This is a genomic window from Pseudoalteromonas sp. SR43-5, assembly GCF_014163835.1.
Lineage (GTDB): Bacteria > Pseudomonadota > Gammaproteobacteria > Enterobacterales > Alteromonadaceae > Pseudoalteromonas > Pseudoalteromonas distincta.
The window spans coordinates 15,298-30,252 of record NZ_JACJEA010000044.1; the positions used below are offsets into that span (position 1 = coordinate 15,298).

At 37.6% G+C, this 14,955-nt stretch carries 13 protein-coding genes; 6 read left to right on the plus strand and 7 right to left on the minus strand.

The genetic code is table 11. From position 1 onward, the window contains the following. Positions 1 to 7: 7 nt before the first annotated feature. From purB to H5090_RS19025, 3 genes are all read left to right on the plus strand, one after another. Entirely contained in the window at positions 8 to 1,378 is a 1,371-nt protein-coding gene (gene purB / locus H5090_RS19015) for an adenylosuccinate lyase (protein ID WP_182696475.1), read from the plus strand. Positions 1,379 to 1,466: 88 nt separating this feature from the next. After that, complete coding sequence (locus tag H5090_RS19020; protein WP_154903030.1) at positions 1,467 to 2,624, plus strand: cupin domain-containing protein; 1,158 nt, start codon at positions 1,467 to 1,469, stop codon at positions 2,622 to 2,624. 154 nt (positions 2,625 to 2,778) lie between these two features. Then, positions 2,779 to 3,237, plus strand: coding sequence for a GNAT family N-acetyltransferase (locus H5090_RS19025; protein WP_024594684.1), 459 nt, complete (start codon positions 2,779 to 2,781; stop codon positions 3,235 to 3,237). Between the two features lie 62 nt (positions 3,238 to 3,299). Here the strand turns inward: H5090_RS19025 and H5090_RS19030 are convergent, their stop codons facing one another. The 3 genes from H5090_RS19030 to H5090_RS19040 form a co-directional block, all read right to left on the minus strand. Next, positions 3,300 to 3,746 (minus strand): DUF4826 family protein, encoded by a 447-nt coding sequence (locus tag H5090_RS19030; protein WP_024594685.1) that lies wholly within the window; start codon positions 3,744 to 3,746, stop codon positions 3,300 to 3,302. A gap of 116 nt (positions 3,747 to 3,862) precedes the next feature. Beyond that, positions 3,863 to 5,266, minus strand: coding sequence for a M28 family peptidase (locus H5090_RS19035; protein ID WP_182696476.1), 1,404 nt, complete (start codon positions 5,264 to 5,266; stop codon positions 3,863 to 3,865). A gap of 174 nt (positions 5,267 to 5,440) precedes the next feature. Beyond that, a complete protein-coding gene (locus tag H5090_RS19040; RefSeq protein ID WP_182696477.1) occupies positions 5,441 to 5,854 on the minus strand; it encodes a hypothetical protein in 414 nt (137 codons plus the stop codon). 149 nt (positions 5,855 to 6,003) lie between these two features. Between H5090_RS19040 and H5090_RS19045 the strand changes: the two genes are divergently transcribed. Next, entirely contained in the window at positions 6,004 to 6,801 is a 798-nt protein-coding gene (locus tag H5090_RS19045) for a hypothetical protein (protein WP_182696478.1), read from the plus strand. A gap of 6 nt (positions 6,802 to 6,807) precedes the next feature. Here the strand turns inward: H5090_RS19045 and H5090_RS19050 are convergent, their stop codons facing one another. Continuing rightward, positions 6,808 to 7,212 carry a GFA family protein gene (locus tag H5090_RS19050; protein WP_182696479.1) on the minus strand — a complete coding sequence of 135 codons (405 nt, stop codon included), beginning with the start codon at positions 7,210 to 7,212 and terminating at the stop codon, positions 6,808 to 6,810. 224 nt (positions 7,213 to 7,436) lie between these two features. Here H5090_RS19050 and H5090_RS19055 point away from each other — a divergent pair, with 224 nt between their 5' ends. Next, positions 7,437 to 8,273 (plus strand): hypothetical protein, encoded by an 837-nt coding sequence (locus H5090_RS19055; protein ID WP_024594956.1) that lies wholly within the window; start codon positions 7,437 to 7,439, stop codon positions 8,271 to 8,273. A 97-nt stretch (positions 8,274 to 8,370) separates the two neighbouring features. After that, positions 8,371 to 10,218, plus strand: a complete 1,848-nt coding sequence (locus tag H5090_RS19060) for an ABC transporter ATP-binding protein (RefSeq protein WP_182696480.1) — start codon at positions 8,371 to 8,373, stop codon at positions 10,216 to 10,218. A gap of 127 nt (positions 10,219 to 10,345) precedes the next feature. Here H5090_RS19060 and H5090_RS19065 read toward each other — a convergent pair whose 3' ends face one another. The 3 genes from H5090_RS19065 to H5090_RS19075 all read right to left on the minus strand — a co-directional run bounded on the left by H5090_RS19065 (position 10,346) and on the right by H5090_RS19075 (position 14,623). After that, positions 10,346 to 10,765, minus strand: coding sequence for an MAPEG family protein (locus tag H5090_RS19065; RefSeq protein WP_002963227.1), 420 nt, complete (start codon positions 10,763 to 10,765; stop codon positions 10,346 to 10,348). 189 nt (positions 10,766 to 10,954) lie between these two features. Continuing rightward, complete coding sequence (locus H5090_RS19070; protein ID WP_182696481.1) at positions 10,955 to 13,342, minus strand: GGDEF domain-containing protein; 2,388 nt, start codon at positions 13,340 to 13,342, stop codon at positions 10,955 to 10,957. Positions 13,343 to 13,519: 177 nt separating this feature from the next. Continuing rightward, on the minus strand, positions 13,520 to 14,623 hold the full coding sequence (locus H5090_RS19075) for an endonuclease/exonuclease/phosphatase family protein (protein WP_182696483.1): 1,104 nt from the start codon (positions 14,621 to 14,623) through the stop codon (positions 13,520 to 13,522). Positions 14,624 to 14,955: the final 332 nt, after the last annotated feature.

The following is a 14,955-nucleotide window of genomic DNA, read 5'->3' on the forward strand; positions in this document are numbered from 1 at the left end:
AGTTATTATGGAGCTTTCAGCGTTAACGGCTATCTCTCCAGTGGATGGTCGCTACGGCAGCAAAACCACTGAACTACGCAGTATTTTCAGCGAATTTGGCTTAATTAAATACCGCGTAATTGTTGAAGTGCGTTGGTTGCAAGCGTTAGCTGCAGCAAGCGATATAAAAGAAGTACCTGCATTTAGCGAAGAAGCTAATGCACTTCTAAACGCCATTGTAGATAACTTCAGCGAAGCTGATGCACAGCGCGTTAAAGATATTGAACGCACTACAAACCACGATGTTAAAGCGGTTGAATACTTATTAAAAGAAAAAGTAGCCGATAACAGTGAGCTTCATGCAATCAATGAATTTATTCACTTCGCTTGTACTTCAGAAGATATTAACAATCTATCTCATGGTTTAATGCTTAGCGAAGCACGTAACAAGGTTTTGCTTCCTTATTGCGATGAGCTTTTAAGCGCAATTAAAGAAAAAGCGATTGAGTACAAAGCAATCCCAATGATGACTCGTACGCACGGGCAACCAGCTACACCATCAACGATGGGTAAAGAGTTTGCTAACGTATACATGCGTTTAAAGCGTCAACGAGACCAAATTGCTCAAGTAGAAATGCTAGGTAAAGTTAACGGTGCTGTTGGTAACTACAACGCTCACCTTAGTGCATACCCAGATTACGACTGGCATACTCACGCAGATAAATTTGTATCAAGCTTAGGTTTAACACTTAACCCATTTACTACACAAATTGAACCGCATGACTATATTGCAGAGTTGTTTGACGCAATTGCACGTTTTAATACTATTTTGCTCGATTTTGACCGTGACATGTGGGGTTACATCGCACTTAATCACTTTAAGCAAAAAACAATTGCGGGCGAAATTGGCTCATCTACAATGCCGCATAAAGTTAACCCAATTGATTTTGAAAACTCAGAAGGTAACTTAGGTTTAGCAAACGCTATTTTTGCTCATCTTGCACAAAAATTACCAGTTTCTCGCTGGCAGCGTGACCTTACCGATTCAACGGTATTACGTAACTTAGGTGTAGGTATGGGTTATGCGATCATTGCATACCAATCAACACTTAAAGGTGTAAGCAAGCTTGAAGTAAACGAGCAAGGTTTAGCTGACGAGCTTGATCAAAACTGGGAATTGCTAGCCGAGCCGATTCAAACAGTTATGCGTAAATATGGTATTGAAAAGCCATACGAAAAACTTAAAGATTTAACACGCGGCAAACGTGTAAATCAAGAAATAATGGCTGACTTTATCGATGGTCTTGACCTTCCAGAGCACGCTAAAGTAGAAATGAAAAAACTAACACCTGCTAATTACATTGGTCGTGCTGTTGAGTTTATTGATGATTTAGTTTAAAAACTAAATTGCTCTTTTAAAAAGCGAAAGGATCATCCTTTCGCTTTTTTTGTTTTAACCCCATTGCACTAACTAGTAGGCATAATGTATGTATCATTTAAAAATAAATAATTTGTCTGAGCAAGAGTTTTTAAGCCATTTTTGGCAAAAAAAGCCGCTTTTAATCAAACAAGGTTTTGCTGATTTTCAAGACCCACTTGATGCTAATGAACTTGCCGGTCTCGCAATGGAAGAAAGCATAGAGTCACGTATTATCACCAATCATAAAAATGATTGGCAAACGCACCAAGGTCCATTTGAAGACTTTGAAAAGTTAACAGACGAAAATGCCACCTTATTAGTGCAAGCTGTTGATCATTGGCATCCTGAAGCTGCACAACTACTAGAGCCATTTAGGTTTATTCCAAACTGGCGCATAGATGATTTAATGATTAGCTATTCAACGCCTAATGGTGGTGTTGGCCCACATTTAGACCAATATGACGTATTTATTATTCAAGGCGAAGGTAAACGTCATTGGCGCGTAGGTCTGCCCGATCCAACACTTAAGCAGTTTGCTCAAAACAAAAAATTACTGCAAGTAGAAGCATTTGAAGCCGTAATCGATTGCTTATTAGAGCCTGGCGATATTTTATATATTCCACCAGGGTGCCCTCACGAAGGTTACGCTGTAGAAAATGCACTAAATTATTCAGTTGGTTTTAGGGCGCCAAACCAACAAGATTTATTGTCGAGCTTTGCCGATCATATTATTGATACCGAAAGCGGACAAAAACGTTATACCGATCACAACATCACATTAAGAAAATCAAAGGGTGAACTTACAAACCTTGAAGTTGATAAAGTTAAAACATTGATGGCGGCACTTTTAGAAAATGACGATTTATTTAAACAATGGCTAGGCTCAACGCTTAGTCAGCCCAAACATGAAATGGATTTAGCGCCAGTAGAGCCTCCATTTACGTCAGAGCAAATAAGCGATGATTTAAGTAATGAAGAAGCAGTGTTTGAACGCTTAGGTGGCACACGCGCTATTTATCAGCAACTCGATACAGAAGTTTTACTAAGTGTAAATGGCGAAAATTACGCTATGCCGTTAACCGACTTAGCGGCGGTTAAACTACTTACCGATCATACTGAGTTTGAAAGTTCAGCATTAAATTTAACAAAGCCAAGTTTAGTTTTTACTCAAACTTTTACTACACTTGTTAATGAGGGGATCTGGTTTAATATAGACCACGAGTAATAATACCAATTATATTAATAATGATGAGCATTTTACAGCGTAAGATATTATGTATACAGGTCAGTTAAAATTTTTAATTTTCATCTGATATTGGCTTAAATAATTTTGCTGTGATTGCTTACTCATTCTAATTTGGTATCAATAGGAGTTTGCAATGGGCTATCTGGTTGATAAGGTTGAATGGGATATAAAAAAAGATATGCTACAAAAAATTCGAGAGCGAGTTTTTGTTTACGAGTTACATATCCCCAAGCATATCGAATTTGATAGCCTAGATAAAATTGCATTACATGTACTTGTTACAGACGATGCAAACTGCCCAATAGCAACAGGTAGATTATGTAAAGATGGCTTAATCGGCAGAATAGCTGTATTACCTGAGCACCGTAATCGCAAAGTATATAAATCGCTTCTCAACTTTATTGTAGAATTAGCGTCAAACCAAGGTATTGAAGAAGTAAGCATTAATTGTATTTTAAATGAAGTAGAGCGTTTTAAGCGCAATGGCTTTATTCAGCAAGGGAATGTATTTATGGAGGCGGGAATTCCTAGGCAACGTATGCAATGCCCTGTTTCGGCGTTTAATACTACTCCCTTCACACTTGTCCATTAGATAAAGAGAAGGGCGATAAATAAGCTATCACCCTCTACTTTTTTACTTAACCCAAACCGTCGTTACTTTGCCTCATTTGCCCACAGCGGCTCATTATCATACATTTCGTACAAGCCATGGGCTCTATTGATAAGTAAGTTAGCAAAGTCTACCTGTGTTTTATCACGCGCGCCTGTACTCATAATCTGATCCGCTTTTAATTGCCACTGCAAAGAAAAGTAACGCATTGCATCACGAGCATCTGTAGCTGCACTTACTTCAGCATGATCTGTAGGTAACCGCCCTGTTACTACCCAATATGTTTTACCGTTCTGTGCTTTAAATTTCCACATTGCACAAAGTGGTGCTAAAAATCGACTGTCTTTATCAACTACTGATTTTGGCATAATGCCCTTTTCGGCTAAATGCTTTTGCGCTGTTTGAAAACATTCGCGTTGCCACTGCATTCTTTGCTCATCAGTTATAACTTGTTCTTTTGCTGTTAACGGCTTTTTTTCTTGTTGCTGCATTTTTATTAACCTTTTACTTCTTTTTAACACTCTAAGGACTTAGTAAATAAGGTGCAAGTATAAAACGGTCATTTGCACCTTAAAGCGCTCTGTTTGCTGTGTTTTTAGCCAAACTATTATTTTATATTGTGATCAAACGAACCCACATCACCCGGAAATACTACTGGCGACTCAACACCGTCTTTACTGACAGAGGCTACACCAAAGTAATAATTATCAATCACTACGTTTTTAAGTGTGTACTGTGAAACCTTACCAACGTATTTGCTAAACTGCCATTGCGGCTCGCTCGTGTAACGCCAATAAATTTTATAGCCAGCAATATTTTCATCACTGCTTTGTTGCCATGAAAACGACGTATCAGCTGTAACAGCTCCCTTTATTTTAACTTCTTTTGGTGGTGCGGGCGCCCACGCCATAGATGCCATCGTTACCGCATTAAGTGAAGTTAACTTAGCTGTATAACCAAAATCAACGCCTTCAATAGTATCGCCATACTCAACGCCATTTTCAGTGCGTAAATCTTGATGCTGACGATCGTAGTGCTCGTTAGTTTCCATAATACGCACTGCTGCAAAACCTGCATCATTAAATGGACGATGATGCCCACCACGGCCAAATCTATCTAATCGATATACAAGCATTGTATCTAGGTTAGGAATGTATCTGTCAGCAATAGTATCTATGTAGCGCGCTAAATTTCGACTCGCCGAATCAACTTCACCACCCGTAAAGCGGCGAGTATTAGCTTGCTCTTTTGTTTCTACAACACGGGTACCTTCTGAAAATATACGCGCAGTTGTATTATCAGTTACCCCATTAATACCGGTAATATTGCCAATCATATCGTTGTTTAAAACGCCATGAACTTGCCAGTCATGCTTTTGCGCATAAGCCGTTAATATTTTTCCACCAAACAAACCCTGCTCTTCGCCCGAAAGCGCCGCGTAAACTACCGAACCATTAAATTTGTATTTACTTAAAACACGAGCAGCTTCAATTACTCCCGCTACACCTGATGCGTTATCATTTGCCCCAGGTGAATCACTCGTAAAGTCCATAACATCACTTACACGAGAATCTATATCACCCGACATAATCACCATGCGATTAGGTTCGCTTGACCCTCGTTGAATAGCCACAATGTTAACCACTTCAACAGGATTAGGAATGCGTTTTTCGCCCGATATAGTGTCCTTTACTTCAATGATTTCCAAACAACCGCCACACTGCGCGGATATTTTTTCAAATTCATTTTTTATCCAGCGCCTAGCCGCACCAATGCCTCGAGTATCCGATTTAGTTTCTGAAAGCGTATGGCGAGTACCGAAATCCACCAGCGTTTGAATGTCACTACCAATACGTTCGGCTGATACTTGAGCTGCTATATCATGTAATTTTTGCTGTTCTGTGTATTGAAGTTGTGTTTTCCCATGTGCTGATAATGCAAGTGTGCAGGCGCCTGCAATTGCAGTAAATTTAAGTAACGTTGTTGTGATTTTCAAAGGTGTTTTAAGCATCTATTAGCTCCTAATTATTATAGTGTAACCATTACTTAACTAAGATTTTATGGCAATACATTTGAGGTAGATGCAGAAAGGATCACGCTAAAGCGCATTTACAAGAGGTTATTAGGATAGTAAAAAGCCCACTACCTTTTATAGGTACTGGGCCAAAATTTATTATGCATACTTTTAATGAGTGGTTTTAATATCAAATTCTTTCAAAAAGGCCTCATGTCCTCCTAAGCTTGCAAGCACACCAGCAGAAAACATAAATATTAATACAAATGCTAAACAGCTCAAAAACTCCGAACTATTTTCAGGCTTAATATAGTAGTTAAGTAAAAAACCACTCAACACACCTATAAAAGCTATTTTGCTAAATAAAAAGTAACTTGGGATCTCAAATGCCCAAACTGAGGTATTGTTTACAAACTGCCTATATCCATACGTCATAAAAGCCAACATACCAACAATACTAATTGCAAAAGTAGACACTGTGGTTAATACGCTCATATTTTTACAAATAAGCACATACCCTAATCGTAAAGAATAGATAAATACCGCAAACCACGCTAAAACAGCAGGCCCTAGAATCAATCCCATTTCCAATCCTTGAATAACGTCTAAGTAATTAATTGCTAATACAATATTATATTTAGAGGTTAAATTACAAACCTTGTTACACAATAATCTATAAAAAAATGCGATTTTCGTGGCACACTGTAATTGTGTATACATTAATAGTTTAAGTTATGCGTCAGCTAAAAGAAGATACAATTAAAAGTAACCTTATTGAGTCGCAGCAAAGCGCGTACGGCCCCGTATGCGTGTATCAAAATAAAGAATATCGGTGGTTAACGCTTGCACAAAAAACCAATGAAGACATAACAATTCAAGGCGTTATGAACCTTACGCACCCAGAGCAAGTAATAGTACCTGTAAACCAATGTATGATGTTATTTTTACTTAAACCGGTAGATACACTAAATATATTAAATTTAGGTTTAGGCACTGCAGGGTTTGAGCGAATTATGTATCACTTGCAAAGTAGTACGCCTTACATAAACACCATCAATACATTTAACACGGTAGAAATAAACCCAAACATTGCCTTAATTGCTGCACAGCACTTTAAGTTACCAATTAAGCACAGCAGCTATTTACAATGCGCCGAACAATATATTACCCAATGCCCTGATCACTTTAACGTAATCACTATCGATATTTTTAGTGGTGAATATCATCAGCCTTTTTTAACCAGCGATAGCTTTTGGCAAAATATAAATCGCTGCAGTGAGCAAAATACGCAAGTAATCATTAATTTAAACCCACAAACTGGCCAAGAGCTGCAAATGCTTTTAGTACTTTTAAGGCAACATTTTAAGTGCTTAGCGATAATAGAGTTTAACGAATACAAAAATATAGTGATCATACTAAGCCAGCAAACATTAATGCATATAAACGTTGATGAAATACAAAACTCACCGGTGTTTATAAACTTTGCGCCAGACCTTTATAAAAGTATTAATAGCATTTACCACATTGAATGAAACGCTTTACCGCCCAGGTTCATGTTTTTCATAGCACGGTAAGCTTGTTTCTAACTTCTCCCAGTTAGCTTTAGACGTAACAAAATTATGCGATAAAACCTGCTCAGTAATATCGCTATCAAATATTCCTAAACGAATTCGTATTCTGCTTTTGTCATCACTGTTGCTACTGTAAACAGGCGAGCCACAACATCTACAAAAATAACGTGTGCGCCCTGCTTTAAAACTATATTCACTGAGTCGTTCTTGACCTTTTGTTATTGTAAAGTCACTTGTATTTACAAAGCCATTGGTTGCAAATGCAGTCCCGCTGTTTTTTCTGCACAGTGAACAATGACAATGAATAATGCTGGTTATACTGCCCGACACTTCAACGTTTACTTCACCACACAAACACGAACCCGTATACATATACATCCTAACTATTAAATTATTTTTATACTCAGTTAAAATTTGCTGAGTTGATTTTATAAATACAATAACAACATTATATTTCTCAAGCTCTATTAAACCATAACTTTTGTTTTAGTGATTGACATAAAAACATTAAATTGGTTACATAACCTTTACTTTAAAGTTATAGCCAAAACAATAATTGGTTAACCAAAAACATCTAAACTTACTGAGACCCAATTATGCATTTTAAACACATGTCACTTTTATGTTTGTTAAGCGCGTTAGCGTCGTGTTCAACCATTCAAAAAAATACATCGAGCGATTGGCTACTTATTGATAATTTTGAAAACTCTCTTAGCGACTGGCAAAGTGTCGATACCCAAAATGAAACTAAGCCACAGGTCAAAAACCCTCAAATCACGGTTATACAACCAGAACAAACAAACTCATCAATAAATCATTATTTACTAAAAAAGCCTGCACGCGATGGCATTGTTGGAAATCGTAAAGCGCTTTCTTATACAAAACTTCCACAAGCGGTTGAAGTTGGCGCCACCTACACATTTTATATGCGTATAAACGTGGCTGCGTTTCCTAATAACCATGCTTTTGGATTGAGTAACCTTTCTCCAGCGCTAATAAATAAACATGCGTACGATGCGTTTGAGCCAACACTTCGCGTAACCGATAAAACAGAATCAAACGGGTTTGTAAACGATGGCGCTTTAATGGTTAAAACCGACAGCGGATATAGCAACATTCAAAACTACACTACAAAACAGTCAGCTAAACCTCTGCAAACAAATACTTGGTACGACGTATGGTACGTTGTTAATAACGCAGCAGCCTCAGAGCAAGGTCAGCAATATGATGTTTACGTAAAAGGTGGTGAGTTTAACAGTCAAACGCTGGTATATAAAAATGCACAATTTAGAATGAAGCGCGAACAACCTCTTATATACTTTTTAGCAAACTGTAATACAGGCCCAATTAAAAAGCCTTACGGAAATGGTGGTCTCAGATATGACGATTTATACATGAGCGAAGGAATAAACCTAAGTAACCCAACGCAATAAATAAGAATAATACTCATAATTAGTGCCCTACAAACCTGCATTTAAAAATACTTAAATGGTATGATACTCGTCATTATTTGCCATTTAAGTTTTTAAAATGTATCGATTATTTGAAAAAATGACAAAAGCATTTCCTGAGGACCAACCCACTCAGCCGCCTTCTACTTTATTTGCTTTTTGTCGCCACTACACCAAAGGAATGGAACTGTCGTTGCTGCTTATGTCAATCAGTGCCGCCATGCTCGCTATTTTAGAGGTTTCTTTATTTAGCTACATGGGCCAACTCGTTGATTGGTTAACCGCCTACACGCCCGAAACTTTGTTTATAGAGCAAAAGTCTGAACTTATTAAAATGGCTGTCATGCTGTTATTAGTATTGCCCATTGTTGTCTTTTTCCATTCTGCTATTTTGCACCAAGCATTGCTTGGCAATTATCCTATGTCAATTCGTTGGTTAGCACATCGTTATTTACTGCGCCAAAGTGTTAGCTTTTATCAAAATGAATTTGCAGGAAGAATAGCCACTAAAGTACTGCAAACTTCTTTAGCCGTTCGCGAAACAGTGACCAAACTACTCGATGTATTAATGTATATCGTGGTTTATTTTGGCTCAATGGTATTTTTAGTTGCCGAAGCTGATTGGCGCTTAATGATCCCTTTATTAGTTTGGTTGGTTTTATACATTTGCGTGCAACTTTACTTTGTACCGCGCCTTAAAAAAATTGCCAGCTCACAAGCCGATGCGCGCTCAGAAATGACTGGTCGTATTGTTGATAGTTACACTAACATTTCAACTATTAAATTGTTTTCGTATACCCAGCGTGAAGAGCAATACGCAAAACAAAGCATGGATGTATTTTTACAGCCTGTGTACAAGCAAATGCGCTTAGTAACCAGTTTAAACTTTGTTATTCAAAGCTTAAATTACCTATTAGTATTTTCGGTTGCCGCTGTATCACTTTATTTATGGTCGCTTAGCGTAATTAGCGCCGGAGCTATTGCTGTTGCTGTTAGCTTAGCGCTTAGATTAAACGGTATGGCGCAGTGGATCATGTGGGAAATAAGCAGCTTGTTCGAAAACATTGGCACCGTAGCCGATGGTATGAAAACACTGTCGAACCCTATCGAAGTTGCCGATAAACCAAATGCTGATACGCTTAACGTAAGCCAAGGTGCTATTGAGTTTAACAACGTACACTTTAACTACGGCAAAGCTGCAAAAGAGACTAATCGCAGCCCTGTAATGAACGGTTTAAACTTAAATATTAAACCTGGCGAAAAAATTGGTTTAGTCGGTCGCTCTGGCGCGGGTAAATCAACACTTGTTAACTTATTACTGCGCTTTTACGATACCGACTCTGGAACAATAAAAATTGATGGGCAAAACATCACAGACGTTAGCCAAGAAAGCCTACGCCGCTACATAGCAATGGTAACGCAAGATACCTCCTTGCTTCATCGCTCAGTAAAAGACAATATTTTGTACGGTCGCCCCGATGCAACCCACGATGAGATGATCAACGCGACCAAACAAGCTAAGGCGCTTGAGTTTATAAACGACTTGGTCGACAGCAAAGGCAATAAAGGCTTTGATGCACAAGTGGGCGAACGCGGTGTTACGCTTTCAGGCGGTCAACGCCAACGTATTGCTATTGCACGTGTACTACTTAAAAATGCCCCCATACTTATACTCGACGAAGCCACCAGCGCACTCGACTCAGAAGTAGAAGCCGCAATTCAGGCAAGTCTTGATGATTTAATGACAGGTAAAACAGTTATTGCCATAGCGCACAGGCTATCAACCATTGCACAAATGGATAGATTAATTGTACTTGATGACGGCGGCGTAGTTGAGCAAGGCACTCATGAACAATTAATCGCTAAGTGTGGAATATACGCAGCCCTATGGACACACCAAACAGGCGGGTTTATAGGCGTCGATTAGCCATTAATATTACATTACGGTAGAGGTAGTTTTATTCTGCTTCTACTTTAAACAAAAAAGCGAAGATGCCTTAAAGGCTCTTCGCTTTTTTTATCGTTATAAATAAATTTTATAACTTTTTTATAAATTAAGAGATTAGCCTTAACCCTATCATTATCAGCATAACCACATTAGCAAGTACGCCGATTAAAAAAAAGTAACTACGTGGGCTTGGGTTTTTCTCCGTTGCTATAGCGTAGTACAGCGCCATGTGAATTAAACGCGCAATTAAATACACCCAAATACACATTGCAAAAATCGGGCTTTGATAATTAATTACAAACGCAAATAACACCGTACCTATAAATAATGCACTGTTTTCAAGCGTATTATGAAACGTACGATGTGCTCTAAATATAAAGCTGTCGTGCGATAAATCCTCGTCAATTTTACCTGGTACAGCATTTGGTTCTTTAGCTTTGCTAAAAGTAGCCACAGCCCACTGTACAAGCAACATAATTAAATAGAGGTAAAATGCCAAATAGGCCGAAAGTGCAACTTCAGTCATTATTAAATCCCTTCTTTTGTTTTTAACTTAGTATTGATTGCAATTTTGAAGCCTAAGCTAACACACTGATATTCAAAGGGTTAATCTAATAGACCTAATTACATATGTAAGTAACACACAGCATTGTATAAAATTTACTTGTTATAATTTTAAAAAATAACATCAAAACTAAACTGTATACTGCTGGATTTACTCCGATCTATAAAGTTTAAACTCTTCAAGCGAAGCATCCCATAACGCTACCTGATTACGCCCCAAGGACTTAGCCTCATAAAGAGCTAAATCAGCCTGTTCTATCAACTCAGAAGGTGTTCTGGCTTTAAATTTAATAGACGTAACCCCAAAGCTACACGTAACAGGAATATCTTCAAATGTCGCTTTTTCAACTTTAATACGAATAGCCTCAGCTATACGTATTGCTTGCTCTTGAGTTGTGTTGGGCAAAATAATACAAAATTCTTCGCCACCAAAACGGGCCACGCTATCACTTTTACGTATATTAGCTTGTAAAAGTTCGGCTACGCCACAAAGTACTGTGTCACCAATGCTATGCCCATAGGTGTCGTTAACGCTTTTAAAATGATCAATATCGACCATTAAAATACAGTACTCTTCAATCTGAGGTAAATCCATAAAGTCGCGATTCATAACCTCAAATAAAATACGACGGTTATAACAATTGGTCAAAGGGTCTCTTGCTGCCAAATAGTCTAACTCTTCATTACGTTTTTTAGAGGCAATAAAACTTCTATAAACCAGTAATACAATAGCTAAACAAGCGGCTAATAAAAATGCTAGCGCAATACTGGCGTATTTATTCTTTGAAAGCTCTAGCTCTGATATAACTCTAGCTTGGGCGGCGATTTCAATTTGATTATTTTTCTTTTCAAGCTCAAGCTTATGGCGTTTTTCTTTTTCTCTTAACGTCTCAAGCTCTATTTCCATTTTGTGCGAATGTAAATGTGCTTTTTCAAGCGCCAATTTATCTTCATTTCTTTCATTTTGAATGATATCGGTTAGGGCTATTTCTTCTTCTGCATAACGAAGTGACTCTTCTATACGACCACGCAATTTTTCTGCTATTCGAATTTCACGATAAGCATATAGCATATGTAACTTATCATCTATTTCGGTTGATAAAGCGAGTGACCTTTTTAGTAAAGAAATCGCCTCATTTGTATCAATACCAATTAAAATGCCCGCAAGCGCAGTAAGCGACTTTATCTCATAAAGTTTACCACCTGCTTCTCTGGCAAACGACAATGACTCTTTGTAATACTCTATAGCCTTGTTGTTATTTCCTTGGGCACGATAAATATTACCAATAATACGTGCTGTTGTAGAAATGTACGATGTAAGGTTTTTGTTTTTATAAGTGATATAAGCTTTTTTAGCATATTGCATTGCTGATGCTAAGTCGCCAGATTCGAGGTTAATAACAGCCATTTCTCTTAAAGCTGAAGCGAGCGTTTTTTCCTCGACCATACCTTTTGGCAAATCGATAGTTATTTGATAGAAAAATTCGGCCTGATCAAACTGCCTTAATCGTGTATATACCAGTCCCATTTGATTTGATGTTTTAGCAATCCCAAGCATGTTATTTACTTTTTTATAATATAAATATGCCTCATTTATATGTTCAAGTGATTTTTCATAAAGGTTAATATGACGATAAATAATACCCGCCCCTAGTAATGCCTTAGCAAAGCCAACAGGGTCGTCAATGTCTTTATGTATTTCTAATGCGCGAGTGGAGTAATCAAGGGCTAAAACTAAGTTATCTAAATAACGATTTGCTTCTGCTAGTGTATTTAAAGTACGCGCCATTAGCTTTAAATCACCTAAATTAGAATATACCTCTAAAGCTTTTGTGTAAAAGTGAGCCGTTTGCTCTCTATTTTTGAGGCGTTTATACGACTGAGCTAATTTTTTATACGTTTCACCTAACTGTCTTTGTATTAATTCGTCTTCGTCAACAAGGTATTTTAAAGCAGATGTATATTGCGCGTTCGCGTTATTGTACTTTTTTTGTTCATAAAACGAATCCCCCTCAGTAAGGAGCACTTGCGCTATAAAAAAGTCATCGCCATACACAAGGGTTGTTGGTAATAAAGTTTCAATGCGGGTAGTAAGTTCGTCATAACGTTTTTCTTCTAATAATATATTTATATAATTAATAGATGCCTTTATTTGGTTTCGTGAATCATTTAATTTGCTGTAGTAAACAGAGGATTGTAAAAAGTGCTCGAGCGATGCATTAATATTGTTATTTTTTTTATTCGCCCTACCTAGCAAGTTATGTAGCTTTGCGCTGAGTAACGTGTCATCAGCACTTTGCGCTTGTGACAACAACGACTTACTTAGTTCAATACTTGTTATAACGTCAGTATCTATAAGTAATTCAGCTCTTTTTAGCAGCCCTGCATTAGATTCATTAGTTAAATTGTATGAGGTGGTTTCTTGTGCGTAAGCGCTGTTTAAGCTAACAAACAAAGCAAAAAGCAAAGCTTTCACTAAAAATGTAAAATTATAAATTCGCTTTACAATGAAACTATGTATTTGCGAAGGTAAATCCATATTTCGCTTATGATTCAAGTAGGTATAAAATTCCATATTTACCATTTTAGTAATTTATTATTAATACAATTCAAAAGGCTGATGATAAAATATACAAACCGGCGCAATACATCAAGTATTGCTGCTATATGAATACTTTTAATTTATAACTTTAGCATAATTATGCATAGAGCAAGCCTAGCTTCTTAGTTTTAGTGTAACTAACACAATACCATGATCGGTACTTAAATCATCACGCTCAAATTCGGGGTTAATTAAGTGACGATCATAAGTATTATACTCAATCACCTCAAAAAAACTGCCAAGGTAGCTGGCATCAAACTCACAAGATAATAAAATATAATCAAGCACGGAGCTGCTCGCGCCATAATAATGTGTTGGTGCTCTTAAGGGCATAAGCTTAGTTGCATTAACATTTTTTGCTTCGTTTTCATCAGCTAAATCAAAAATGCTATTGCTTTCACTATCGCTTATTTCATCGCTAGTCATTGCCTCACCATTAGACAGTTCATCTTCGCTTAGCTGCGACTTAACAAACAAATCCCATGAATCATTTAAACAATATTTAGCGAGGTAGGTTTTAGCATCAAATGCAGGCGCAAAGCGTAGCGTACTTGTCAGTAAATGGCTTAATACGCCATCCGCTAGTTCATTATTAAAGTCCCCCATTAATAGCATGGGTTGTTGCGTAGCTTCGCGACGGGCAATCATTTGTATCATTAGTAATGTAGCTTCACTGCCACGCTGAATAGTTGAGCCCCACCCACCCGCTACATTCGCTTTTAAAATTTCAATTATGTTTTGCTCGGGTGTAAGCTCTTTATTATGTTCATCAACATTAATCATTGGGCGCTTAGATTTAAAATGCACCACGTAACAATCAGTATTGCCTATATGCGGCAGCGTTATAGTTGCTCTTAGTACTTTACGACTAAAAGTAAACTCACTATTAAGGCCAAGCGCATTTGCAAGCTCACTATCGTGCTCAACCGCTGCTACTTCAACTATGGGGTATTTAGAGGCGATTGCCACTACAGGGCGTTTATAAATAAAGTCATCAATCACCTCTGGCGTATCAACTACAGCAAAGTAATTATAACCTTGCTCGCCTACTAGCTCTTTTAACGAGTCAATACTAAACACTTCCTGAAAACCAATCACATCAGGGGCATGTTCTGTTAAGTAATCAACAATCCAACGCTGCTTTTTAGCCCACTGCTGCGCGGTATAAATTTTCTCAAACTCATAGTATGCATTGGGCGGCTCAAGATAGTTAAACAGGTTAAATGTGGCTATTTTTAGTTGGGTGTTAATAATTCCAGATTCATCACTTTTTAAATCTGTATCTAACTGTTTAAGATATTGATTGCTGATGGGGTTCGCCTAAGTAAAGTTGAAAGTGTTGCCTGCTTATAAACTATCATTTTATTAAATGTTTACGTAATAAATCAGCCAGCTTAATTGTAATTTTATGCACTCTTTTATTCTATACCAATCCGCAATAATACTTAATCATTTTGCGGGGCTAAACGTGTCGCTACCTGTGTTAAAAAATTCTCATTTACGACTGCATGGATGCAGAAGGTAGAGCAATGCAGGAGCAATTGCCGAGA